Genomic DNA, 23,665 nt, shown 5'->3' with positions numbered 1-23,665 from the left:
CTGTTGCATGTTCTTCTCCCATTTTTGTTAGTGTACAAACAAACTTCGAGATGGCTTAATTGTCAAGTGATCTCTAATTCGCCCACTGCCGCCCGCTCCGCTCATCATCGATCCAACGGAAATATCACATGCTAAAAAACGCCAATGTGCCCGCCAAAAGTGCCTGGAACACATGGTCGGAACGTCCGGGAGAGATTGTGTTTTTGCCGCTCGGCGCACGCATCACGCCGGTGCTGTTCTCGTCTTCCGCGCGCAAGGCGACAACCATCCGCCCGCCCTCCGAAATTCGCTTCGGACGCCACGGCCTGCATGGCGAGGCTATCGATTTCGAGACCACGCATGGCGGCACACGGCTCGAATTCTCCTACGCAAAACGCGATCCCTTTTGCATCGAAGGCAGCTGGTCGGTGCGTGAAAAGCAGGAGTGGGGCCTGCGCTATTGGGTCGTGATTTGCTTGTCGGCGGAGAACGGGGAAGAGGTCACCTACAGCCATGAAGACGGTGCCGCGACCCTGGCCGTCGGACAGCGATACGTGTCGCTGGTTTCGCGCGACGCGCCGGTACAAGTGACCGGTCACGACAGCATCGAAGCCCTGGTCGCCGACATGGACGCCAACGGTTACTTCGATCTCTCGAGCCGTTCGAATTCCGCAAAGGTGATCGCGCTACGCTTCAATCTCGAAATGATGCCGCAAGCCAGGTTTGCCGCGGCGGTGGCTGACAGCCGGGCGCTTGCGGTGAAGACGGCGAAGGAAGCGCTGGTAACAGACGCGACACCCGCCGCGCCGCTTCACACCGGGCGCAACGAGGGTGCGCTCGACGCGGTGCGCGACGTGATCGGCTGGAACACGCTTTACGACCGCATCAATGCCCGCCCCTATACCGCGATCAGCCGCATCTGGAATCTCGGCGGCTTCGCCGTCTGGTTCAACGACCAGACCTTCGCGGCGCTGATGGCCGGTCTTTTCGATCCGTCGCTGGCGCGTGAAAATTTCGACGTCGCGATGGCAAGTGCCACCCCGCAGGGCAATTTCGCCTGCCTGCTGACCTCGCGCGATTCCTGGGTCGACCGTAGCCAGGCGCCGCACGGCGCCTTTATCGCCTGGACGATGTATCTGCGCAGCCGGGACCGGTCGCTGCTCGAAAACGCCTACGGCCCATTGCTGCGGAACAACCGGTGGTGGCGAGCCAGCCGCGATCCGGACGGCCGCGGGCTGGTTTCCTGCGGCACATCGGACGTTGGCGACGCCCTCTACAAGGGCACGGCTTTCGGCGCGCGCAACGAAACCGGCATGGACAATTCCGCAACGCATGACGAGGCGGTCTACGACCCCGCCACACGCTCGCTGTCGACGTTTGACGTCGGGCTCAACTGCGCGCTGGCGCTCGACACCGAAATGCTGGGAAAGATCGCCCGGGAACTCGGCCACGTCGACGATGCCGCAAGTCTCGAGACGCTGGCGCAGGATACACGCGACAAAATCCGGGCTGAACTGTGGGACGAGGCGCGCGGGCTGTTCGCCAACCGGCAGCGCGATGGCGGCTTCGTCTCCAGCGTCGGCCCGACGAGTTTCTATCCGCTGTTGTGCGGCGCAGCCAGCGAGGCGCAGGCAGCCCGGCTTCTTGAGCACCTCGCCGATCCCGCGACATTCGGCGGGCAGTTCGTTCTGCCCAATGCGTCGCGCAACGATCCCGCCTACAAGGAAAACGTTTATTGGCGCGGGCGCATCTGGGGCAATGTCAACTATTTCGTCTGGCAAGGCCTGCGCCGTTATGGATTCGAGCTGGAGGCAGCCGAATTTGCCCGCAAAAGCCTTGCCATGTTCGAGCAGTCCTGGACGACTTCGCGGCTTTGCGGTGAGAACTACAATGCCGAGACCGGCGAGATCATCGATCAAGGCGATGCCGATCCGTTCTACACCTGGGGCGCCATGCTGCCGCTGCTCGGAGTTAGCCAGGTCATGGACATCGGCCCGTGGCACGGATGGGAATTGGCAAACAATGGCGAAGCCGTGCGGCTGGGGCCGCTGTCGAGCCCCGCCGGTGATGTCGTGGTCACGGTCGAAGCGGGGACGCTGACGCTTTCGGCCAGAGACTCCATGCTGTTTTCCACCGACCACAGGGGCCGCATCAGCCAGATCGTCGTGGAAAGAGGGCTTCTGTCGGTCCGCTTCCCCGAGGGTTGCCCGGGCAGTGCGAGCTTCCGGCTCGGGCCGGCCATGGCCGTGCGCCTGGTGTCGGCGCGCCTCGATGGGCAGGAGATCGCGACGGTGCTCGACGACGGATGCCGCGTCGTGGATCTGTCGGGGGCAGGGGCCGGCGCGCAGCTTGACTTCCATCTGACGCCGACACCGTGAGCGGCAACTTGCTTGACGGGCCGGAATGGTTTCGCAAGCCGGGGCCGGATTTTCGGCCGGCGGTGTTCTGGTTCTGGCACCGTATTCCGAGCGCATCGGAAATTCGCCGGCAATTGGCGGATATAAGCGAAAAAGGCGTCGGCACGGTGATGATCCAGGCGCGCCGCGCGCTTGCGCTCGAATCCTATCTGTCGCCTGCGTATATGGATGCGTATCGCGATGCGGCCGCCGAGGCGCAGCGGCTGGGCCTCAGGGTCACCATCTACGACGAGTATGGCTGGATGTCGGGCCATGGCGGAGGGCGCACCGTCAATGGCGCGGATCATCTGCGCGAGCGCCATCTGTTCTGGACGAGCGGGGTGGTGCAGGGCACGCGCACCGAACTCACGATTTCCAACATCCACTCGCCGTTTCTCGATTTCCTCGGCGAGGCCGGCCGCACCTGGTGCTACGAGGACGGCGTGCCGCGCTGGGGCGACTGGCAGATTGTGCTGGCCGTCTCGCACCCGGAGTCGGCGATTGCGGCCGAAAGCACCGTACGGCCGGTGACGGGCGCTATCAGCATAGAGCTAACCGGTGACGCCGCGTGCCGCATCGTGGTCGAGCATGATGGCGCCGTTGCGGCTGGCAGCGCTGTCACCGTCTTTGCATCGGCGCGGTGCCTGACCTCCCGGCTCATCAACTATCTCCTGCCGGAAGCGGCGCAACGGTTTGCCGACACCGTCTATGCGCCGCTGCTGGACGCCGCCGGTGGCGCGGCGGACGGCTTCTTCTTCGACCATCCCTATGCCGGTTTTCACGTCTGGGACGAGCACCATGGCAATCTCGGCAACAGCCTGCTCTGGGACGCCGCCGACGCGGTCGACGCCATGCAATTGCTGTCGCTGCTGCGCGACGTCGGTCCGCGCACGGCTGCGCTGCGAGCCGGCTTTTTCGAAGCCTATGGAAGGCGCATGCATGAAGCCTTCTTCGGAACTCTGTCGCGCTGGGCCTCTGAGCGCGGCGTCGGCTTTACCGGGCACGAACTTCTGACCCATGTCGGCGCCTGGGGACTGCACGCCGGCCTCAAGGGATTCGATCCGCGCAGCATGCCGGGCGTCGACTATTTCGGCGTCGACGCCTATCGCAGCACGACGGCGGTCGACGCCGCCGACTATGCGCCGCAGCTTTCCGCCAAGCTTGGCGACAGCGTGGCACGGGCGCATGGCCGCCGGCGCTGCATGATCGAGCAGTATTCGACCGGGCGGGAAACCGGCGCGCCGGGCCTTGCCGGCCAATGGGGTCTGACAGCCGAGCGTTTTCGCGCGCAGGCGATCCGCCATCTCCTGTTCGGCGCACGGCAGATCCTGCTGCACGCCTGTAATGTCACCGATGGCGCCAAGGGTGATGGACTGCTCAGTGCCCGGTTCGATTTTCCGCCGGCCTTCAATTTCGAGCCGTGGTGGGAGGACTGCCCGGCGATCTTCGCGGAACTGGCGCGGCTCTCGGCCTTTCTGGAGGATGGCGAACCGCTGCGGCCGGTGGCGCTTTTCTATCCGCTCGAGACGATCCGTGCCGAGGCGATGGCACCGGCCTGCGGAGACCATTTCGGCTGGTGGGCCGAAGCGCTGGCGCGCGCGGGCCTCGGCTATGACATTGTGGACGAGCGCATGTTTGGCACGGTGCTGGGCGGAAAGCCGTGCTACGAGACGCTGGTGCTGCCTGCTGTCACGACGCTCGCCTCGGCTGACACGGCCGAGACCATCGCCGCTTTCGTGCGAAACGGCGGCCGGCTGCTGGCGACCGGCCCGCTGCCGCACAAAACCAGAATGAAAGGCGAGGAGCCATCCTGCGCCGCGCTTTTGACCAGCCTTGCTGCGAATGGGCATGTCGTGCATCGGCCGGATGCGGCACAGCAAGATATCGCACGCCTTGTCGCCGCCGAGCCGCGCCCGCTGCCCGATATCAGCTTCGAAGATGGTCCTTGCTGGAGTTCGGTGTCGCGGTGCGGCGACAGCTGGCGGCTGGCTGCTTTCAACGATCAGGCGATCGCGCGGCGGCTGAACATCCGCCTCGCCGAGCGGACGCCGGACATCTCGTTGTGGAATCCCGAGAGCGGCGAGGTGGCGGTCACGTCATATACGGTGGTCAATGGAACGTTGACCCTCGATGTTGGTGCCCAGCGACTGGTGTGCCTGTCGATCCGGAATGGCGACCCGGCATCGAACAGCTCGGTCGATGCCGGCCAGCATCACCACACGGCGCATGCTGACGTGCCGGCGCCGATCGTCCTTTCCGATGGCTGGACGCTGGAGATCGACGGCGGTGGACCGATTTCGATTGCCGTCGATCGCGGATGGGAGAGGCAAGGCCATGCTACTTTCGCCGGCACCGGGATCTACCGCCGGCACGCAAACCTGCCTGACCTCGCCGACGGTCTCGTCTGGCATCTGCTGCTGCCGGGCCTGCATGAAACGGCGGAGCTTTGGCTCGACGGCGCGCTTATAGGGCGCCATGTCGCGGGAGAAGCGCGCTTCGTCCTGCCTGTCTCGCGGGGTGACGTTGCAGTCGAGCTTCGCGTCAGGAACACGGCGGCAAATCGTTACTATGCAGAAACGCCCTTTTGGGGCGGCACGCCACTGCCCTCGGGACTGACTGCGGCACCATGTCTCTGTGCTGGTCGCCAGAGCCTGGTTGCCAATCCAGGGACAGCCACTGACACTGCATCGCGTTGGGGAACCGAATGAGAAGTCGCGCATGAACATCGAAGGTATCTGCGATCCACGCTTTGCTGGTGTGCGCGACGCGTTTGGTAAGTCTTTCGCGCAAGGGCTCGAACATGGCGGCGGCGTGTCGGTCGTGGTCCACGGCAAGACCGTCGTCGATCTGTGGGGCGGTCATGCGGATGCCGCGCGCAGCCGTCCCTGGCGGCAGGACACGCTGGTCAATGTCTGGTCTTGCACCAAAGGCGTCGTGGCCTTGGCGATCGCCATGCTGGTGGAGCGCGGCAAGCTCGACTATGCCGCCCCCGTTGCGCGCTATTGGCCGGAGTTTGCGGCCGGCGGCAAGGAGCGCATCACGCTCGATCAGGTGATGTCGCATCAGGCCGGGCTGAACGGTCTCGCCGTGCCGATGGACGAGGCGGGGCTGCTGGCATGGGCGCCTTTTGTCGATGCGCTTGCCGCCATGTCGCCGCTGTGGGAGCCGGGCAGCCGTTGTGTCTATCACGCCCTTACCTACGGCCACCTAGCCGGCGAAGTGCTGCGTCGCGCCGATGGGCGAAGCATGGGCCGCTTCATCGCCGAAGAGATCGCAGACCCGCTTGGCGCCGATTTTCATGTCGGTCTGCCGGCCAGCGAGGATGCCAGGGCCGCCGAGATGATTGCAGGTCCAAAGACTTCGGACTGGGTCGAGTCCGTCCGCGCCTCGCCCTTTCCTCATGCAGGCGATAATCCGACACCCCGCGCATTGGCGCCCAACGATCGCGCCTGGCGCGCCGCCGAAGTGCCGGGCGGCAATGGCCAGTCGACGGCACACGCATTGGCACGCATCTACGGCATGATGGCGGCCGGCGGCGTTTGGGAGGGCAAGCCTCTGATCGGGCCTACTGCAATCGCAGGAGCGGCAAGACCTCGCATTCGCGGCATGGACGACAGCTTCGCGTTGCCGACAGCCTTCGCCGCCGGCTATCAGATGGAGGATCCGACCTATGCCGGGCGCGCATCGCCGCAAACGTTCGGCCACAGCGGCTGGGGCGGCGCCATCGGCTTTGCCGATCCTGCCGCCGGTGTCGGCTTCGGCTATGTCACCAACCGGATGCTCGGTTTCGACGACATGGACCCGCGCCGCAAGGGTGTGATCGACGCCGTCTACGACGCGCTTTGATGCACGTCGTGATCGTGAAAAACAAAGAGTCGGAGCAGGTCGTCGTTTCCGTGAAACGGTGAACTGCTCGGAAAAATCATCGCGATCTGTCGGAGCTTGTCGGCTTGGCCCGTCCTTGGTTAGCAACGCCCCAGGGAGGAAGCCGTGAGAGATCTGATCTTGAAGATGTCCATATCGATCGACGGCTTCGTGAGTGATCTGGACGGCGTGAACACATGGATGTTCGGCAGCGATCAGGAGGCGAAGGCCTGGTCTGTCGAGACGGTAGGCAACGCCAGCCTGCACATTATGGGCAGTCGCACCTTCCGCAGCATGGCCGCTTACTGGCCGACCTCCACAGACATGTTCGCGCCGCCGATGAACCAGATCCCCAAGGCTGTCTTCTCGCGGCAGGGGCCGGCGATCCTGGGCGATAAGGCATCCAAGGACGCACTGCAGCCCGGGGCAGCGAGTTGGGGGCAGGCCTATGTGGCGAGTGGCGACCTGGCGGAGGAAATCGCGACGTTGAAGGCTCAAGGCGGCAAGCCGATCATCGCCCATGGCGGCGTGAGCTTTGCCCGCAGTCTCGTCGCCCAGGGACTGGTCGACCAGTTCATTCTGCTGGTGCATCCAGTGGCGCTGGGCAAAGGCCTGCCGTTGTTTTCCGAACTCGCCGCGCCGATGCCGTTCAAACTGACGAGCTCGAAGGCCTTTCCGGGCGGCGCGGTGGCGCAGATCTATCGGGCGACGTGAGCCGGCCGCCGGTGCGCCTCAAAACTTGGACTAATGCAAACCACATATGGACTTTCGATTATATATAGTCCGGATTTGAACGGCTATCTTGGCATCATCCAAAACGAAGGAGATTGCCATGAAGACCGTTTTCATCACCGGAACCTCGTCGGGCTACGGCCTCGCAACCGCCAGACTTTTTCACGCCAAAGGCTGGAACGTTGTCGCCGCGATGCGCACGCCGCGCGAGGATGCGCTGCCCAAATCCGACCGCATCCATATCGTGCCGTTGGACGTCACCAATGCCGACAGCATCAGGGCCGCGGTAGAAGCCGCTGGGCCGATCGATGTGCTGGTCAACAATGCCGGCATCGGCATGTTCGGCGCCTTTGAAGCGACGTCGATCGACACGGCGCGCGAGGTCTTCGAGACCAACACGTTCGGTGTCATGGCCATGACCCAGGCGGTGATCCCGCAGTTTCGCGCCCGCCGTTCGGGCACGCTCATCAATGTCACTTCCAGCGCCGTGCTGGCGCCGATGCCGCTGGTCGCCATCTACACCGCCAGCAAGACGGCGGTTGAAGGCTTCACTGCCTCGCTTGCCAATGAGCTCAATCATTTCGGCATTCGCGTGAAAATGGTTCAGCCGGGATACGGACCGACGACCGCCTTCTCGCGCGATGCCGCGTCCTATGTCGAGCGCTTCATTCCCGAAGCCTATGCCGGCTATGCCGGCGAGATCTTCGCGGAGATGACCCGGCCGACGGCGCACACCGTTCCTGAAGACGTCGCCGAAATCGTCTGGAAGGCCGCGCACGATGAGTCAGCAACGATGAGCCTCCCCGCCGGACCTGATGCGGTGGCGCTGAGCCAGGCGCGGCGTGCGGTGGCTGCCTAGTTCCGCCGCGATCTTTGCCGCATCGGCGAAAGTGTCGCCGGGTGCGGCGGAGGCTCATTGCCGCCGTCGCGGAGCCACCGCCCGGCTGGGCTTTAGGCCTGACGCAGAAGCTTCTCTTCCTTGTCGCTCACCAGGGAGCGGATTCCACGAAACACCAGGGTGATGGCCGCATCGCGTCCGATATCGTCGGCGACCGCCTTGCGCAGCCAGAGCCCGTCGAGCAGGGCGGCGATGATCAGGCTCGCTTCGTGCAGGCGCGCCGCATCGAACATGTCGCCAAACACCGAGGCCAGGTTGGAGCGCAGCCGCCGGTGGAACACACGCTGGAGCCTGGCATATTGCTCGTTCACGCCGGCTTCGGCGCAAACCGAAATCCAGGCGCTGGCGATCGGGCGGGTGAAAGCCTGCGCGGGAAAGTTGCCCTCGACGATCGCTTCCAGCCGCGCCCAATGGGTCTGGGCCTTACCCAGTCGCGCGATGACATCTTCCATCAGCAGGCGGTTGTTGTAGCGCACCATGCCCAACAGGACTTCGTCCTTGCCCTTGAAATAATAAGCGAGAATGCCGGGCGACATGCCGGCTTCGCGGCATATGCGGGCCGAGGTCATGCCTTGCAGCCCATGCTCGAGAAACACGCGATGCGCAGCCGCTATCAGTTCGACGCGCCGTATGTCCTCGATTCTGGTTCGCTTGCCGTGAGTCGCCATTTCCCTTTCTAGCAAATTAGATTTTTGTATGCTCATACAAGATTCTATATTGACATACAGCGCAGACGCAATAGCGTTGGCTGGCAGTCGTCTCATCAAGAAAATGGGGAACCAAGAATGCGTACGACAGTCATCCTTGCCTTGCTTTCCGGGTTGATCGCTTCACCCGCCATGGCCGCCGATGCGGCGCAGTGCCAGAAGGTCCGCATGGCGGACCTCGGCTGGACCGACATTGCGCTGACCAACACCACCGCCGAGGTCATCCTCGACGCCCTGGGCTACGACGCCTCGCAGACCTTGCTCGGCCTCGGCGTCGCCTATTCGGCGCTGAAGGAAAACGACATGGATGTGTTCCTGGGCAACTGGCGACCCGTCCAGGACGAGGAATACAAGTCCTACTTCGACGAGGGATCGGTCGAAGTGCTGGGCATCAATCTGGAGGGTGCCAAATACACGCTCGCCGTACCGCAATATGTCGCGGATCAGGGCGTCAAAAGCTTCGATGATCTCGCCGCCCACGCCGACAAATTCGGCAGCAAGATCTATGGCATCGAGGCGGGCTCGAACAAGCCGCTGCTCGATATGGTGGCGGCCAACCGCCATGGGCTCGGCGAATGGCAGATCATCGAGTCCAGCGAGGCGGCAATGCTGACGCAGGTCGCGAACTCGGTGGCGGACAAGGGTTGGGTCGTGTTCCTCGGTTGGGAACCGCATCCGATGAATCTCGACTACAAGATTACCTATTTGTCGGGTGGGGACATCGAGTTCGGCCCGAATTTCGGTGGCGCCACGGTCCGCACCATCGCCCGCAAGGGCTTTTCGACGGAATGCCCCAACGCGGCCAAGCTGTTTGCCAATCTGGCCTTCGATCTCACCTACGAGAACTACGGCATGCGGATGATCCTGGGGGATGGGAAATCCGCCGACGAAGCCGCCCGCGAAATGATCAAGCGCAACCCCGACAAGCTGGCGAAATGGTTGGACGGCGTCTCGACCTTTGACGGTCAGCCGGGCCTGCCGGTCGTGAAAAGCGCGCTGGGTCTCTAGATGAACCAGAGCATGCTGGCGGCCGTGCTGGAGAGCGCAGGTCAGCCGCTGCGCGTCATGCACGTGCCGCGGCCGCAGCCCGGTCCAGGAGAGATACTGGTTCGCCTGGAAGCAAGCGGCATATGCCATACCGATGTGCATATCTGGCAAGGTCACGTACGGTCCGCGTCAGGGCAGCTGACGGCAATTCTCGGCCATGAGGGCGTGGGCAGGGTGGTTCAACTCGGCGCCGGTGTTTCGGGCTGGCGCCTTGGCGAGCGTGCCGGCGTTGCCTGGCTGCACGACACGTGCGGCCACTGCGACGAATGCCACGCCGAAATGGAGTCTTTCTGCCAGCACCAGCGCGCGCACGGCTTCGATGTTGCAGGCACTTTTGCCGAATATGTCGTAGCCGATGCACGCTTTGCCGCGCGACTGCCGGAGGAGGGCGATGCGGCGGTGCTGGCGCCGCTGATGTGCGCCGGCCTGACCGCTTTTGGCGCCGTGCAGCGGGCGGGGGTCAAAGCTGGAGAGATTTGTGCCGTCTTTGGCTGTGGCGGCTTGGGCCTCTACGCCATCCAGATTGCCCGGCGGCTTGGCGCCGTGGTCGTCGCCATCGACACGGATGAAGCCAAGCTTCGTCTGGCAGCTTCGCTTGGCGCCGAGCACACGCTTCTTGCCTCGCCGGAGTTGGCCGACAACTGGCCGGCAGATTTGCGTGCGCATGTCTGCATCAATTTTGCGCCGACGCCGGCAAGCTGGGATGCCATGGTCGCGGCAATCCGTCCGCGCGGCCGGATCATCGCGGCGGCAATGGTCTCGCAACCGGTGCCGCTCAGCCAGGAGTGGCTGACCGCAAGCGGTGTCTGGATAACCGGGACAAGCGTCGGCACTCGCGCGCAGATGCGCGAGTTGATCCAGTTGCACGAGGCGCAACCCTTCGAGGCTCAGGTCCAGCGCGTCACGCTGGCCGAGGCAACCGACGCATTGGTCCGGCTGAAAGCAGGCAACGCTGAGGGCAGGCAGGCGATCGTCTTTGCTGCCGACAGCCAGCGCTGAGCGCTGCGACGAGCACGTTGGAACGAGGACTATCGACAATTGACGCTCGGTCATTTGTTTGGAAAAGTCCACTCCATGGTCGATCCGCTTTCCGAAATCATTGAACTGCTCCGGCCCCGGGCGGTGTTCACAAAGGGCATCAGCGGCGCCGGCCGTTGGGGCGTTCGCTATGGTGAGTTTGGCCATCCGAGCTTTGCCATCGTGATCGAGGGTGCGTGCCGGTTGGCCGTTGACAGCCAAAAGGCACTGACGCTCGAGGCAGGTGATTTCATTCTGCTGCCGAAGACGCCGGGCTTCACCATGACGGGGTTCGAGCCCGTCATACCCGAGATCATCGATCCGCATGTCGCGGCGCTCACGGCCGAAGGCGAAGTTCGCCATGGCGCTCAGGACGGACCGGCTGATGTGCGCATCCTCGGTGGCTATTTGGTGTTCGAGAGCGAGGATTCCGGCCTTCTGGTTTCGCTGCTGCCGGATCAGGTTCATGTGCGTGGCGTCGAGCGCCTGTCGATCGTGGTGAAGCTGTTGATCGAGGAGGCCGCCCAACGCCAGTCAGGGCGCGAGCTGGTGCTGACCCGGCTGATCGAGATCCTGCTGGTCGAATCCTTGCGGCTCACACAGACGCGCTCGGCGCCCGCCGGACTGCTGCGAGGCCTGGGGGATGTGCGGCTGGCCGAAGCCATCCGCCAGATGCATGCCGATCCGGCGCGTTCCTGGACGATGGCGGAGCTGGCAAAGGAGGCGGCCTTGTCGCGCTCGGCCTTCTTTGACCGCTTCAGCCGCAGCGTCGGCGTGCCGCCGATGGAATATCTGCTGGCCTGGCGCATGGCGCTGGCCAAAGACATGCTGCGACGGCAGGATATCGACATTGCCGACGTCGCCGAGCGCGTCGGCTACGGATCGGCCAGCACCTTCAGCACCGCCTTCAGCCGCCATGTCGGCCAGCCGCCCGGCCGCTACGCCAAGGCGACGGCGCACTAAAATGCCGTCGTTCAGATCGAGGTATAGCCGGCGTCGGCCGTGACGATGCTGCCGGTCATCAGGCTCGATGCATCGGACGCCAGGAACAGCACCACCGAAGCGATCTCCTCGGGCTTGCCCAGGCGCTTCATCGGCGTCAGGTCGATCCAGCGATCGAACATCTCCTTGCGCTCCCCCGGATCGCCGAGCAGCGGCGTCTCGATATAGGTCGGCGCGACCGCGTTGACGCGCACGCCGCGCAGCGCCCATTCCACCGCCAGAGAACGCGTCAGGTGATGCACGCCGGCCTTGGCGGCATTGTAGTGGACCTGCGGCTGCGGCGTGTTGACGATGTCGGCTGACATCGAGCCGATGTTGACGATCGAACCGCGGCCGGCGCCAAGCATCTTGCGGCCGAAGGCACGGCAGGTCTTGAACACGCCGGTCAGGTTGATGCCGATGACGCGGTCCCATTCTTCGTCCGACATATCCTCTGCCGGCGTGTTGACCGCGATGCCGGCATTGCAGACGACGACGTCAAGCGCCGGCAGTTCGTCGGCCAGTGCGTTGAGTTGCGCGGTGCTGGTCACATCGAGCTGCCGAGGTTCTGCATGCAGCCCACGAGCGGTAAGTTTTTCGGCGGCAGTTTTCGCGCGGGCTAGGTTGAGATCCGTCACCAGCACGCGCGTGCCCGCTTCGGCCAGCGCCGTCGCACAGGCCTCGCCAATGCCTTGGCCGGCACCGGTGACCAGCGCGATGCGGCCGCTGAGATCGAATTTGGCGAGATAAGACATCGCATTGGCCCCGTTTCATTGTCGCCCCAACGCTCCCTGCGGAGAGGCGGCGGCGATCCACTCTAGCGCGTACCCGGATGTTAGTGGAACTATCATTCTGCCCCGATGCCAATCAAGCCGATATGGGGTGATCTCGTGCAAAATTTGCCGTAAGATCCGCTGCGTGGTCATTTGTGTCAGAAAAGATCGTTATTTTACAATCAGATAAGATGATATTCCGAAAACCGAACGACTTTTTAGGAAACGGCGAGCAGCCCCGCTTGCCTGAAGTAGTAAATCTATATTATGACCAGTGGGTGGATCAGACCGCCCGTGTGCGGACAGAGGTGGAGACACGCCGGCCGTGATTGGGGAATTCTCCGAAAAGCTCTTTATCGACGGCAGCTGGCGCCAGGGCGAGGGCGACCGCATCCCTGTCGAGAATCCGGCCACCGGTGAGATTATCGGCCATATCGCGGCGGCAACGCCAGCTGAAATCGATGCCGCGGTCGTGGCCGCGCGCAAGGCTTTCAAGAGCTGGTCGCGCCTGCCGCCGGTCGATCGATCCAAAGCGCTGAAGCGACTTGGCGATGCGATCGCCGCCGATGCCGACGGCATGGCGCGCACCATGACGCTGGAACAAGGCAAGCCGCTCAACGAGGCGAAGGGCGAAATTTTGAAGCTCGCCGAAGCCTGCCATTTCTACGCCGAGGAAGCGGTGCGCATCCATGGCGAGATCATCCCCAACCCGACCAACGATCACGAAAGCCTTGTCGTGCGCGAGCCGATCGGCGTGGTCGGCGCCATCACGCCCTGGAATTATCCGGCCGAGCTGATCGGCTGGAAACTGTGCGCGGCACTTGCCGCCGGCTGCACCATCATCATCAAGCCGGCGGAGCTGACGCCGTTTACAGCACTTGCCATCGCCCGGATGGCTGAGATGGCGCAGATTCCCCCAGGCGTCGTCAATGTGATGACCGGGCCCGGCGCCAAGGTCGGGCAAGCGATGGTCGAGCACCCCGGCATCGACAAGATCGCCTTCACCGGCTCGAGCGCCGTCGGCCTGCGCATCCAGCAATCCTGCCCGACCATCAAGCGCCTGTCGCTGGAGCTCGGCGGCAACTGTCCGCTGATCGTCACCGCGTCTGCCAATCTCGATGCCGCGGTCAAGGGCGCGGTGCGCCGCTCGTTCCGCAACATGGGCCAGATCTGCATCGCCATAAACCGCATCTATGTCCACCGCTCAATTGAAGCCGAATTCCTGCAGAAGCTGGGCGCTGCGGCCGAGAAACTCGTGATCGGCAATGGCATCGAACGCCCCGACGCCGATCTCGGCGCAATGGCCTCGGCCGAGCCGCTCGCCAAGACCAAAGAGCATCTGGCCGACGCGCTCGCCAAAGGCGCGAGGCTGATCACCGGCGGCAGCGCGCCCGAAGGCGAGGCTTTCGCGCGCGGCCATTTCTTCCGCCCGACCGTGGTCGCCGGCTGCACGCACCTGATGAAAGTGATGAGCGAGGAGACGTTCGGTCCGCTCGTCGGCGTCATGGCCTTCGACAGCTTGGACGAGGCGATCGAACGCGCCAACGACACGCTGTATGGCCTCGCCAGCTACGTCTACTCCAAGGACATGGACGAGGTGCGCTATCTCTCGGCGCGGCTCGACTATGGCAATGTCGCCGTCAACAATGTCGACGCCGGCATCATGAATGCGCCCTATGGCGGCCGCAAGCAGAGCGGTGTCGGCTACGAGCATGGCCGCGAGGGCATGCTCGAATATCTGAACTTCAAGCATATCCGCATCCGCTACGACGAACCGAAGGGAGCGTAGTGGATGATCGAAGGTCTTCTCGGCATCGATATCGGAACATCGGGCTGCAAGGCGCTGCTGATCGACGCCAATGGTGCAGTGCTGGCAAGCCAGACGGCGACCTATGGCCTGTCGCAGCCGAAGCCGGGCTGGACTGAGCAGGATCCGCAGCTCTGGGTCGATGGCGCACGCGCCGCGGTCGCTGGCGTACGGTCGCAGCGGAGCGACGTCCATATCGTGGCAATCGGCCTGTCTGGCCAGATGCACGGACTGACCGCTCTCGACGCCAGCCATCGTGTGCTGCGCCCGGCGATCCTGTGGAACGACCAGCGCAACAGTGCTGAGTGTGCCGATATCACTGAACGCGCCGGCGGCGTCGAAGGGCTGCTCAAGCTGACCAACAACCGCATGCTGGTCGGCTTCACTGGCGGCAAGATCGTGTGGATGCGCAATCACGAAGCCGGGCTGTTCGGCCAGATGCGGCACATGCTCAATCCGAAGGACTATCTGCGGTTGGTGCTGACCAGCGAGGTCGCCACCGAGGTTTCCGACGCTTCGGGTACCGGCCTGTTCGATGTCAGGCGCAGGACATGGGCGACCGGTCTGCTCGACCTCTTGGAGATCGACTCAGTCATTCTGCCGGCCTGCCATGAATCGCATGTCGTCAGCGGCAAGGTCAGCCGGTCCGGCTCGGAATTGTTCGGCCTTGAGGCCGGCATACCGGTGGTTGGTGGTGGCGGCGACAGCGTCATCCAGACCATTGGCTCCGGCGTGATTGCGCCCGGCGATGTGCAGACCACCATCGGTACGGCAGGCATCGTCGCAGCCGCTCTGGATGAACCGGCAGCGAATCCGGAAGGGCGGTTGCAGGTGTTCTGCAATGTCGCGCCGGACAAATGGCATTGCATGGGCGTCTCGCTCAATGCCGGCGGCGCGATGGAATGGTTGCGTTCGGTGCTGGCCGGTTTTTCGAGCGCAGCACCGTCCGCCGAGCGGATCGCCGAGATCGCGGCGGGCGCTTCGGTCGGCTCGCGCGGGCTGCTATTCCTGCCCTATCTCAATGGCGAACGCTGCCCGCATCCGGACCCATCGGCGCGCGGTGGTTTCGTCGGCCTGTCGGCGCGGCATGGCGCACCTGAAATGGCGCGCAGTGTCATGGAGGGCGTAACCCATTCGCTCTTCGATATCTTCTCGCTGATGAGCCAGGCCAATGTCGGCGGCAGCGTCGTCAAGGCGTCAGGCGGCGGTGCGCGCTCAGCGCTGTGGCGGCAGATGCAGGCCGACCTGTTCGACTGCGAAGTGGTGACGACCGAAGGGGCTGCCGAAGGCGGGGCTTTCGGCGCTGCCCTCGTCGCCGGCGTCGGCATCGGCACCTGGCAGAGCGCGGTCGAGGCGGCAAAGGTCTGCCGTACGGTGACACGCGAGGTTCCCGATCCGGTGGCGGGAAAAGCCTTGCGCGAAGCCTTCCAGATTTATCGCGGCCTGTATGGCGCCCTTTCCCCCAGCTTCGCCGCCCTCGGCGCGGCCGGGCTGGACCGCTAGAGGAGATGGAAGGACGCTCCTTCAAAAGCCGCGCTATGAAGCCCTGGTGTTCGACCTCGACGGGACGCTGATCGACAGCGCGCCCGACATTGCGGGCGCCGTCAACGAGGTTCTGGAACGTCGTGGCTGGCCGGTCCAGAGCGTCGCTTTCGTCGAAAAGTTCATCGGCTTCGGTCCGCGCCGGCTGCTGCTCGATCTGCTGGTGGCTGTCGGCCTGCCGAGCGATGATGCTACGGTGGACGAGGCGGTGCGGGAGTACCTCGCCAACTATGAGCGCGCGCCGGCCGGCCGCACGCTGTTTTATCCCTATGTGCGCGAGGATCTGGAAGCGCTGCACCAGTCCGGCATGCGCATGGGCATTTGCACCAACAAGCCGCAGGGCCTTTCGCTGAAGGTTCTGGAAATTCTCGGCATCGCGCATCTCTTCGAAATCGTGGTCGGCGCCGATATAGCGCCGGCCAACAAGCCGGACCCGCGCCACCTCCAGGCAGTGGCGCAGGCAATGGAACTGGGCCAGACGTCCTGGGCCTATATCGGCGATACCGCCGTCGACCAGGTTACCGCGCGTGCCGCCGGCATTCCGTTTTTCGCGGTATCCTGGGGCAGCGGCGGTAAACTCGACGTGCCCCCCGGGTCGCGGCTGACCCGGTTGCGCGATCTCTGGGACACAATGCCCGCTCAAGCCGGGCAAGGGGGCTGATGATGAGCACAAGCCTATTGCATCGGATCGTCCAGGAAAGCGACGGCATGGGCTCGGCCGAGCGCCGCGTCGCCGACTTCGTCAGCGCCAATCCCGGCGAAGTCATCCATATGAGCATGGCGCGGCTGTCGCAGGCCTGCGACGTCAGCGACCCGACCATCATGCGCTTTTGCCGGCGCTTCGGCTTCGAGGGCTATCAGGGCTTCAAACTGCATCTGGCGCAAAGCCTGGTGCCGTCGGCGCCCTTTGCCTATGAGCAGATCGTGCAGGGCGACTCGATCCAGAATGTCGTGCGCAAGACGGCGCGCAATTCGCTCAATGCCATCCAGCGCCTGCTCGAGGATCTTGCCCCGCAACAGGTCGAGGCGGGTGCGAAGCTGCTGCATTCGGCGTCATGGGTCGGCATCTATGCAAGCGGCATTTCGGAAATCACCGCGCTCGATGCCGAGCACAAGTTCCAGCGGCTGGGCATACGCTGTGCCGCGCTGATCGGGCGCAAGAAGCAATGGCTTCACGCCGAGACGTCACGGCCGGAAGAGGTGACGCTGATCTTCTCGCAGTCCGGCCATACCAAGCAGATGGTCGATGTTGCGATCGCCGCACGCGCCAGGGGCGGGCGCGTGCTTTCGGTGACGGCGGCCGGAAGTCCGCTCGCCCATGTCTCCGACGTGCTGATCGCCGTGCTGCCCTATGACCGCACGGAACTGCTGACGCCGCTGGCCTCGCGCCTCAACCATCATCTCATCGTCAACATGCTGGTGACGGCGATCGCCATGACGAGCGGCAGCGAATTCCCCGACCAGCTGCCGGCGCTCGATTCCTGGCAGACGGACAAGATCTAGACAATACGAGGAACCGTATCGATGAGCGCACAGGATGAAGCCAAGAAAGCCGCCGGGCGTCGTGTCATCGCGGAATATGTCAGGGATGGCATGAAGCTTGGGCTGGGCTCGGGCACCACATCGCATTTCTTCGTGCGCGAACTCGGCAAGCATGTCGCCGACGGACTGAAGCTGACTTGCACCACGACGTCGCGCTCCACCAACGATGTCGCGCGCGAAGTCGGCATCGCCCTTACCGACCCCAATGAGATCGGCGAAATCGACCTGACCATCGACGGACCCGACGAGATTGACCGCGACCTCAACATGATCAAGGGCGGCGGCGCCTGCCTGCTGTGGGAGAAGATCATCGCGCATGCTTCCAAGCGCATGATCACGGTCTGCGACGAGACCAAGATCGTCGAGCAGCTCGGCGCCTTTCCACTGCCGGTCGAGGTCGTCCAGTTCGCCTGGAAACAGACCGAGCGAATGGTCGCCGACGCCCTTGTCCGCCACCGCATCAAGAACGCCGTCATCGCGCGGCGCATGCGCGACGGCCAGCCTGTGGTGACCGACAGCGGCAACTTCATCCTCGACTGCCGGTGCGGCGCGATATCGGCGCCCGCCAGGCTCGAGATCGAACTCAACCGCATTCCGGGCGTGGTCGAGAACGGCCTGTTCACCCGCGAGTCGGAAGGGATGGTGGTGGGACGCCTCGACGGCACGAGTTATGTCGTGACACGCGCGGCGTAGTAAAACCTATTTTCTACCGATCCGCCCACAGGAGCTTCCATCCGAGGGCGGCCGTATCGTGTTGCCCCGCCGTCGAATGCTGCTAATGCGGTAACTATCTGATATTAGTGAGCTATAACTCAAGTTTCGCCAAAAATCTGGGTGCGGAAACAGCGTCGGAATTTTCGACGGCGTTTGCCTTCAGAGGCGCTTGCGCTGTGATTTATTAGCTAGTAAAGCTACATCGGTATCTCAGGGAGGAACAGATGGACGAATTCAATCGGGTAAATGCAATCACGCGCCGCGGCCTGCTGAAGGCTGGCGGTGCCATCGGCGCCGCCATGGGCGCGACCGCTTTGACGGGCAGCTCGGCATGGGCGCAGGACGCCGGCTTCATCCCCAACAGCAACAAGAGCCTCGACTATTATTTCTTCGTCATCCAGGAAGAATCGGTGAAGCGCGCCGTAGGCGCCAGCTCGATGAAATTCCAGGCCACCAACGCCAGCTTCGACAACACCAGGCAGCTCGAGCAGTGGCAGAGCCTGATGCTCAGCCAGCCGTCGGCGATCGTGTCCGATCCGATCGACAGCCAGGCGATCGTCAGCGCCATCAAGCGCTACAACCAGAAGAAAATACCGGTCGCCATCATCGACACGCCTTCCGACGGCGGCGATGTCGCCATCACCGTCAGCTTCGACAACAAGTTGGGTGGCGTCATGGCGGCGCAGGAGATCATCAAGCGCCTGACCGCAAAGCATGGCAGCGCGAAGGGCACGGTGCTGAACTGCTTCGGCGCGCTGGAAAGCGTTGCCTGGCGCCTGCGCAAGGAAGGCATGGACGAAGAGTTCGCCAAATACCCTGACATCAAATATCTGGCCCGCCCGACCGAAGGCGCGCTCGACAAGATGCTCGCGGTCACGCTGTCGACGCTCTCGGAATTCCCCGACCTCGACGCCGTGCACGCGCCGTCGGATTCGCCCTCACGCGGCATCGTCACGGCGCTGCAGCAAAAGGGCCGCTGGAAGAAGGCCGGCGAGGAAGGCCATGTCATCTTCGTCAACATCGACGGCGAGCCGGTGGCGCTGAAGTGGATCCAGGACGGCTACATGGACGCCTGCGTATCACAAGACCCGATCGCCTATGGCGAGATCGCGGTCGAGATGCTGGTCAAGCATGCGATCAAGGGCGAGGCTGTGCCGCTCGGCACCTATGAGAACAAGAAGTATTTCTGGGAAAAGGGCGAGATCGTCGCCGGCAAGCCAGGCCCGACGCTGATCATCCCGCCTTTCGTGATCGACTCCACCAATGCCGCCGACAAGCGGCACTGGGGCGCGATCGCGGAAAAGGAGTGGGGCATTCCCTACACTTGAGAAGCGAAGCTCGATCCGATCTTTTTGGAGCATGATCTTTCTCCGAAAACCGGTTCCCACTTTTCGGGATCATGCTCAGAAATCGGCCAACGCCTGCCGTGCCACGCCGCCTCTTGACGGCGTGGCACTTTCCGCCTCGACTGCCTGTGGTTCGACCCATGACGCGCCACCTTGTAGAGCCCGCTCGGGACATGGTGGGCGCCGGCGGACCGTCTCTCAACCGGGAGTTCTTGTTGACAGCTTCCTCCGCAACGCAGCCTGACCAGGATCCCTTCATCCTCCGGGTTGAGAACCTGACCAAGCGCTATGGCGCGACCGTTGCGCTGAGCGACGTGTCGTTGTCGATCCGCCGCGGCACMATCCACGGCTTGCTGGGTGAAAACGGCGCCGGCAAGTCGACGCTGGTCGGCCTGATATCGGGACAGCGCGTGCCGACCGAGGGCGCGATCTTTCTCGACGGCGCGCCGATCGCCAATGTCGACGTCAAGGCGATGGAGAAGGCCGGCGTGTTCCTGGTGACGCAGGAGCCCATGATCATCGATCATGCGACGGCGGCCGAGAATCTGATGCTCGGCATCTGGCCGAGCAAGAACGGCTTCGTGAACTGGCGCAAGCTCAAGGCGGACGCCGCGCGCATGCTGGAAAGCACGCATATCGACCCGCAGGCGCTTGCCGGGCGCCTCGACGCGGTGGCGCGGCGCAAGCTCAACATCCTGCGCGCCATGTTCGGCGGCGGCAAGGTCATCATCCTCGACGAGCCGACCGCGGCGCTGACGGTGGAAGACCGCGTGCAGCTCTTCGCCTTCATGCGTCAGCTGAAGGCACAGGGCGTCACCTTCATCTTCATCTCGCACTACAATGACGAGATCCTCGAGATCTGCGACGCCTGTTCGGTGCTGCGCGACGGCGTGCTGGCCGGCGGCACGGAAGATGTCGGCAGGCTGACCTCGGAGCAGCTGTCCGAACTGGTGCTGGGGCGCGGCCTGGCGCTGTTTCAGCGCGAGCGCCGCAGCTTCGAGGGCGAAGCGCCGGCGGTGCGTGTGCGCAATGTCGACAACGGACATCTCGCGGTCCCCGAATTCGATCTCCATGCTGGCGAGATCGTCGGCTTCACCGGCCTGCCCGGCGCCGGCGCCAAGGAACTGGCGCGCGCTTTGTTCGGCCTGGTTCCCGCGTCTGGCAGCATCGCCCTGGAGGCGCAGGCCGCACGGCCGCTGCCGGCCAATCCGCGCGCGGCTTTCGATATCGGCATCGCCTTCCTGTCCGATGACAGGCGGCGCGACGGCAACATCGCCTCCATGACCATCGGCGAGAATATCTCGCTGTCGTCGCTGGCGGCAGTGGCGAAGTCCGGCTTCCTCAAACCTGAGGCGGAGAAGGTGTTGTCGCAGCGCTATTTCCAGGCAATGGGCATCAAGGCCGCCGGTCCGGCAACCATCGTCGATACACTGAGCGGTGGCAACCAGCAGAAGGTCTGCCTCGGCCGCGTGCTCGCCACCAATCCACGGCTGCTGATTCTCGATGAGCCGACGCGCGGCATCGATGTCGGCGTCAAGCAGGACGTGCTGCGCATCATCGATGGGCTGAGCAAATCGGGCGTCAGCGTAATCATCGTCTCGACCGATACGGACGAGATCGTGCGCGCGGTCGACCGCGTCTGCATTTTTGAAAACGGCGCGATCCGTGTCCAGCTTTCGGGCGAAGCGATCACCAGCGAACGGCTGCGCCAGGGCGCCGAAGCCAATGCTTGACACTCGCGAGCGCAGCACCATTCGACTGGGAAGAACACGATGAGCCAAGTGACCACTGCCGCCGCCACCAAGCCGAGCTCCACTCCTGCGAAGCGTGAGGGCGGCCGCTACCTTCTTGGCTGGGTCCTGCACAATGTGGTGTGGATCTGGCTGATCGCGCTGGTCATCTTCTTCGGCCTGTTCAATCAGTTCTTCTTCACCACCTTTAACCTCCAAAACATCATGGTGCAGGCGACGGTGCTGGGCATGATCGGCCTTGCCGTGGCGCTACCCCTGCTGGTGGCCGAGATCGACCTGTCATTGCCGGCCAATCTCGGCTTCTCCTCGGCCATCGGCGCGATGGCCTATTCCGATCTCGGCTTGCCCTGGTTCCTCGCCATGCTGATCGGTGTCGCCGTGGCAACGGCGATCGGCTTCTTCAACGGTCTGTGCATCACCAAGCTGCGCATGGTGTCGCTGATCCAGACGCTGTCGATGATGATCATCTTGCAGGGTGCGCTGCTGGCGCTGACGCAAGGCCGCACGATCACCAATCTGCCTGACGGCTATGTCTGGATCGGGCAGGCGGCGATTGCCGGCTGGCCGATCATGCCGGTGGTTTTCGTGGTCGCGCTGATCGTCGTCGCGGTCATTCTGCGCCGCACCGTGCTCGGCCGCAGCATCTATGCCGTGGGCGGCAATCCGGTGGCGTCCAACTCCGCCGGCATTCGTGTCGACCGCATCAAGATCATCACCTATTCGATGGCTGGCTTCCTGGCCGGCATCGGCGGTTTCCTGCTAGGCTCCTGGCAGATGGCGATCACCTCCAACCAGGGTTCGAGCTATCTGCTTTACGCCATCGCCGCCCCGATCATCGGCGGCGTCAGCGTGTTCGGCGGACGTGGCAATGTGGTCGGCGTGCTTGGCGGCGTGATGCTTTTGACCGTCATCCAGGTCGGTCTCGCCATCGTCTCCGTGCCGTCCTTCTATGTTGGCATGATCGGCGGCGTCATGATCTTCATCGCAGTCGCCATCGACGCCATCCGGGTGCGCTACTTCGCCTGATGCACGGTGCCACTCGGTAAGCTCTCGATTTCAGGACGCTGCCCGGCTTCCGACGGGGCCGGGCATCGCATGCCTTTCGGGCCGGCGGCGTTGCCAGAAGGCTGTATCCCAGCGTGCGGCGGCGGCGTAGTGAGCAGAGAGTGCCGGGACGTAGTCGGCAAAGCCTTGCGCGGCGATCATCGCGTAACGCCTGCGGGCGAGCTCGTCGCGGCCGTCGATCATGTCCGACGCGGCATAGGCGGCGAGGATGCCTGAGCGCAGCGCATGCACGATGCCGCGCGATGACAGCGGATCGGCGGCAAACAGACAGTCGCCCGCCGCAACCCAGCGCTCACCGGCGGCCGGCTCGATCGTGGCGGTTCCCGCCGATTTCACCGTGACAGAGGTTTCGCGCGCGCCGTCGGGCAACAGCGGTGCGATCAATCGTGTTGCCGCAAGCGCGCGGTACCAGGATTTCGGGTCGCGCAGTTCGTTACCCAAATCGGGATCGGTCAAGCACGCCACCACCCGGCTGCCGCCAGGCAGGTCGGCGCTGTACCACCAGCCCTCGGGGCGCGCCTCGATGACCATCCGGCAATCGCCAGGTGCGCGGTCGAAGAAGCGTGTGTAGGCCGCAAGGTGCGCATGCACTTTGAGCGTCGCGCCGAAGGGCCGCGCCAGCGCCCAGCTGCGGCCGGTCGCCCAGATCACCGCGTCGGCGAGAATGTCTCCATCGGCGAGCTCCAGCCGCCAGCCCTGGCCTTCGCGCAGCGCCGAATGCACTGCGCAGCCAAGCCGAACCTCCACGCCTGCCGCCGCTGCTGCCTCAACCAGCAATCGGTCGAACCGCGCCCGATCGAGCTGCCAGCCGGCGCCCTGGGCGGAGAAGATGCTGGGCCGTTCTTCCGGCGCATCCCCGGCCCAGGCCGAAATGAGCGCGCGGCTCTCTACGAAATTCTTGGCAAGGAACGGCTCCCAGACCCCGAGCTGGCGCAGCAGCCCTTGCGCCACCGCCGGCAAAACTTCGCCTGGTTTGGCCCGGTCGTGTCGGCCGGCCTCGATCAGCACCACGCGCCGTCCGGGCGCGTGACGCCGCAGCGTCAGCGCGGCCGCGGCACCCGCCGGTCCGCCACCGATGACGACGAAATCAGCCTGCTCTGACGGCATAGAAGGATGCCACCACCCCTGCTGGATTGGTGCTGCCGCCGTCGCCCGAATGCGGGATGGTGCGCACCACCGAGCCGACGATCGCCGGCACTTCTAGCCGGTCGGTGCTGTTTGGCCACACCGGCACCAGCCAGCCTATATAGTCGTAGATCCACTCTTCGCCGCCGACCACGCCCTTGCCCTGGAAGCGCACCTGCATCGGCGAGCCGTAGCCAAAACTGCCGCGCAGATCGAGCGACCATCCGGGGCCGCCGATGGTTCCCGAGAGTTCGGTCTGCGATTGCTCGACGATGGTCAGCGTGCCTTCGCCGAACAACAGGTCGTTGGCTGCCTTGCTGAGATCGGGATCGTTGAGAAAGCTGCGATAGGTCCAGTTGCCGACAAAGGGATTGGTCAT

Annotated in this window: 20 protein-coding genes; 16 read left to right on the top strand and 4 right to left on the bottom strand. The window is 63.9% G+C overall.

All coding sequences use genetic code 11. From position 1 onward, the window contains the following. Positions 1-128 precede the first annotated feature (128 nt). The 5 genes from AC1DYJ_RS29155 (at position 129) to AC1DYJ_RS29135 (ending at position 7,830) form a co-directional block, all read left to right on the top strand. Positions 129-2,357 carry an MGH1-like glycoside hydrolase domain-containing protein gene (locus AC1DYJ_RS29155; protein WP_477287463.1) on the top strand — a complete coding sequence of 743 codons (2,229 nt, stop codon included), beginning with the start codon at positions 129-131 and terminating at the stop codon, positions 2,355-2,357. After that, positions 2,354-5,083, top strand: a complete 2,730-nt coding sequence (locus AC1DYJ_RS29150) for a carbohydrate-binding protein (RefSeq protein WP_477287461.1) — start codon at positions 2,354-2,356, stop codon at positions 5,081-5,083. Before AC1DYJ_RS29155 ends, AC1DYJ_RS29150 begins: the two co-directional genes overlap by 4 nt. A 10-nt stretch (positions 5,084-5,093) precedes the next feature. Continuing rightward, complete coding sequence (locus tag AC1DYJ_RS29145) at positions 5,094-6,221, top strand: serine hydrolase domain-containing protein (protein WP_477287459.1); 1,128 nt, start codon at positions 5,094-5,096, stop codon at positions 6,219-6,221. A 144-nt stretch (positions 6,222-6,365) separates the two neighbouring features. Beyond that, positions 6,366-6,953: a dihydrofolate reductase family protein gene (locus AC1DYJ_RS29140; RefSeq protein WP_477287457.1), complete on the top strand. Its 588-nt coding sequence runs from the start codon at positions 6,366-6,368 to the stop codon at positions 6,951-6,953. A 118-nt stretch (positions 6,954-7,071) separates the two neighbouring features. After that, complete coding sequence (locus AC1DYJ_RS29135; RefSeq protein ID WP_477287455.1) at positions 7,072-7,830, top strand: SDR family oxidoreductase; 759 nt, start codon at positions 7,072-7,074, stop codon at positions 7,828-7,830. A gap of 92 nt (positions 7,831-7,922) precedes the next feature. Here the strand turns inward: AC1DYJ_RS29135 and betI are convergent, their stop codons facing one another. Continuing rightward, a complete protein-coding gene (gene betI / locus AC1DYJ_RS29130) occupies positions 7,923-8,537 on the bottom strand; it encodes a transcriptional regulator BetI (protein ID WP_477287453.1) in 615 nt (204 codons plus the stop codon). Positions 8,538-8,654: 117 nt separating this feature from the next. Here betI and choX point away from each other — a divergent pair, with 117 nt between their 5' ends. From choX to AC1DYJ_RS29115, 3 genes are all read left to right on the top strand, one after another. Further along, a complete protein-coding gene (choX, locus tag AC1DYJ_RS29125; protein ID WP_477287451.1) occupies positions 8,655-9,584 on the top strand; it encodes a choline ABC transporter substrate-binding protein in 930 nt (309 codons plus the stop codon). Then, on the top strand, positions 9,585-10,622 hold the full coding sequence (locus tag AC1DYJ_RS29120; protein WP_477287449.1) for an alcohol dehydrogenase catalytic domain-containing protein: 1,038 nt from the start codon (positions 9,585-9,587) through the stop codon (positions 10,620-10,622). It begins immediately after the preceding gene. Positions 10,623-10,697: 75 nt separating this feature from the next. Beyond that, positions 10,698-11,603: an AraC family transcriptional regulator gene (locus AC1DYJ_RS29115; protein ID WP_477287447.1), complete on the top strand. Its 906-nt coding sequence runs from the start codon at positions 10,698-10,700 to the stop codon at positions 11,601-11,603. 11 nt (positions 11,604-11,614) lie between these two features. Here the strand turns inward: AC1DYJ_RS29115 and AC1DYJ_RS29110 are convergent, their stop codons facing one another. Continuing rightward, positions 11,615-12,376: an SDR family NAD(P)-dependent oxidoreductase gene (locus AC1DYJ_RS29110; RefSeq protein WP_477287445.1), complete on the bottom strand. Its 762-nt coding sequence runs from the start codon at positions 12,374-12,376 to the stop codon at positions 11,615-11,617. Positions 12,377-12,719: 343 nt separating this feature from the next. Here AC1DYJ_RS29110 and AC1DYJ_RS29105 point away from each other — a divergent pair, with 343 nt between their 5' ends. The 8 genes from AC1DYJ_RS29105 (at position 12,720) to AC1DYJ_RS29070 (ending at position 22,122) form a co-directional block, all read left to right on the top strand. Then, on the top strand, positions 12,720-14,183 hold the full coding sequence (locus tag AC1DYJ_RS29105) for an aldehyde dehydrogenase family protein (protein WP_477287443.1): 1,464 nt from the start codon (positions 12,720-12,722) through the stop codon (positions 14,181-14,183). A gap of 3 nt (positions 14,184-14,186) precedes the next feature. Then, positions 14,187-15,704: a xylulokinase gene (gene xylB / locus AC1DYJ_RS29100; RefSeq protein WP_477287441.1), complete on the top strand. Its 1,518-nt coding sequence runs from the start codon at positions 14,187-14,189 to the stop codon at positions 15,702-15,704. A 46-nt stretch (positions 15,705-15,750) separates the two neighbouring features. Further along, positions 15,751-16,404, top strand: coding sequence for an HAD-IA family hydrolase (locus AC1DYJ_RS29095; RefSeq protein ID WP_477287439.1), 654 nt, complete (start codon positions 15,751-15,753; stop codon positions 16,402-16,404). A gap of 2 nt (positions 16,405-16,406) precedes the next feature. Beyond that, complete coding sequence (locus AC1DYJ_RS29090; protein WP_477287437.1) at positions 16,407-17,246, top strand: MurR/RpiR family transcriptional regulator; 840 nt, start codon at positions 16,407-16,409, stop codon at positions 17,244-17,246. Between the two features lie 21 nt (positions 17,247-17,267). Continuing rightward, positions 17,268-17,978, top strand: coding sequence for a ribose 5-phosphate isomerase A (rpiA, locus tag AC1DYJ_RS29085; RefSeq protein ID WP_477287435.1), 711 nt, complete (start codon positions 17,268-17,270; stop codon positions 17,976-17,978). 245 nt (positions 17,979-18,223) lie between these two features. Next, positions 18,224-19,327, top strand: coding sequence for a sugar ABC transporter substrate-binding protein (locus tag AC1DYJ_RS29080; protein WP_477287433.1), 1,104 nt, complete (start codon positions 18,224-18,226; stop codon positions 19,325-19,327). Between the two features lie 233 nt (positions 19,328-19,560). Then, on the top strand, positions 19,561-21,078 hold the full coding sequence (locus tag AC1DYJ_RS29075; protein WP_477287431.1) for a sugar ABC transporter ATP-binding protein: 1,518 nt from the start codon (positions 19,561-19,563) through the stop codon (positions 21,076-21,078). A 39-nt stretch (positions 21,079-21,117) separates the two neighbouring features. Next, positions 21,118-22,122: an ABC transporter permease gene (locus AC1DYJ_RS29070; protein ID WP_477287429.1), complete on the top strand. Its 1,005-nt coding sequence runs from the start codon at positions 21,118-21,120 to the stop codon at positions 22,120-22,122. 30 nt (positions 22,123-22,152) lie between these two features. On the opposite strand, the gene AC1DYJ_RS29065 is transcribed toward AC1DYJ_RS29070, so the two are convergent. Continuing rightward, positions 22,153-23,268: an NAD(P)/FAD-dependent oxidoreductase gene (locus tag AC1DYJ_RS29065; protein WP_477287427.1), complete on the bottom strand. Its 1,116-nt coding sequence runs from the start codon at positions 23,266-23,268 to the stop codon at positions 22,153-22,155. Continuing rightward, positions 23,249-23,665, bottom strand: a complete 417-nt coding sequence (locus AC1DYJ_RS29060; RefSeq protein WP_477287425.1) for a hypothetical protein — start codon at positions 23,663-23,665, stop codon at positions 23,249-23,251. The genes AC1DYJ_RS29065 and AC1DYJ_RS29060 overlap by 20 nt, the downstream gene beginning before the upstream one ends.

The sequence above is a fragment of the Mesorhizobium sp. P2_B11 genome (assembly GCF_056404855.1).
This window is presented reverse-complemented; position numbering and strand designations above follow the sequence as displayed.

Excerpts from the sequence above, each read along its gene's own strand:
- AC1DYJ_RS29135 (WP_477287455.1), top strand. The coding sequence starts at position 7,072 with ATGAAGACCGTTTTCATCACCGGAACCTCGTCGGGCTACGGCCTCGCA.
- AC1DYJ_RS29070 (WP_477287429.1), top strand. The coding sequence starts at position 21,118 with ATGAGCCAAGTGACCACTGCCGCCGCCACCAAGCCGAGCTCCACTCCT.
- AC1DYJ_RS29060 (WP_477287425.1), bottom strand. The coding sequence starts at position 23,665 with ATGACCAATCCCTTTGTCGGCAACTGGACCTATCGCAGCTTTCTCAAC.
- AC1DYJ_RS29145 (WP_477287459.1), top strand. The coding sequence starts at position 5,094 with ATGAACATCGAAGGTATCTGCGATCCACGCTTTGCTGGTGTGCGCGAC.
- AC1DYJ_RS29120 (WP_477287449.1), top strand. The coding sequence starts at position 9,585 with ATGAACCAGAGCATGCTGGCGGCCGTGCTGGAGAGCGCAGGTCAGCCG.
- AC1DYJ_RS29155 (WP_477287463.1), top strand. The coding sequence starts at position 129 with ATGCTAAAAAACGCCAATGTGCCCGCCAAAAGTGCCTGGAACACATGG.
- AC1DYJ_RS29090 (WP_477287437.1), top strand. The coding sequence starts at position 16,407 with ATGAGCACAAGCCTATTGCATCGGATCGTCCAGGAAAGCGACGGCATG.
- AC1DYJ_RS29115 (WP_477287447.1), top strand. The coding sequence starts at position 10,698 with ATGGTCGATCCGCTTTCCGAAATCATTGAACTGCTCCGGCCCCGGGCG.
- AC1DYJ_RS29110 (WP_477287445.1), bottom strand. The coding sequence starts at position 12,376 with ATGTCTTATCTCGCCAAATTCGATCTCAGCGGCCGCATCGCGCTGGTC.
- betI (WP_477287453.1), bottom strand. The coding sequence starts at position 8,537 with ATGGCGACTCACGGCAAGCGAACCAGAATCGAGGACATACGGCGCGTC.
- choX (WP_477287451.1), top strand. The coding sequence starts at position 8,655 with ATGCGTACGACAGTCATCCTTGCCTTGCTTTCCGGGTTGATCGCTTCA.
- xylB (WP_477287441.1), top strand. The coding sequence starts at position 14,187 with ATGATCGAAGGTCTTCTCGGCATCGATATCGGAACATCGGGCTGCAAG.
- AC1DYJ_RS29065 (WP_477287427.1), bottom strand. The coding sequence starts at position 23,268 with ATGCCGTCAGAGCAGGCTGATTTCGTCGTCATCGGTGGCGGACCGGCG.
- AC1DYJ_RS29080 (WP_477287433.1), top strand. The coding sequence starts at position 18,224 with ATGGACGAATTCAATCGGGTAAATGCAATCACGCGCCGCGGCCTGCTG.
- rpiA (WP_477287435.1), top strand. The coding sequence starts at position 17,268 with ATGAGCGCACAGGATGAAGCCAAGAAAGCCGCCGGGCGTCGTGTCATC.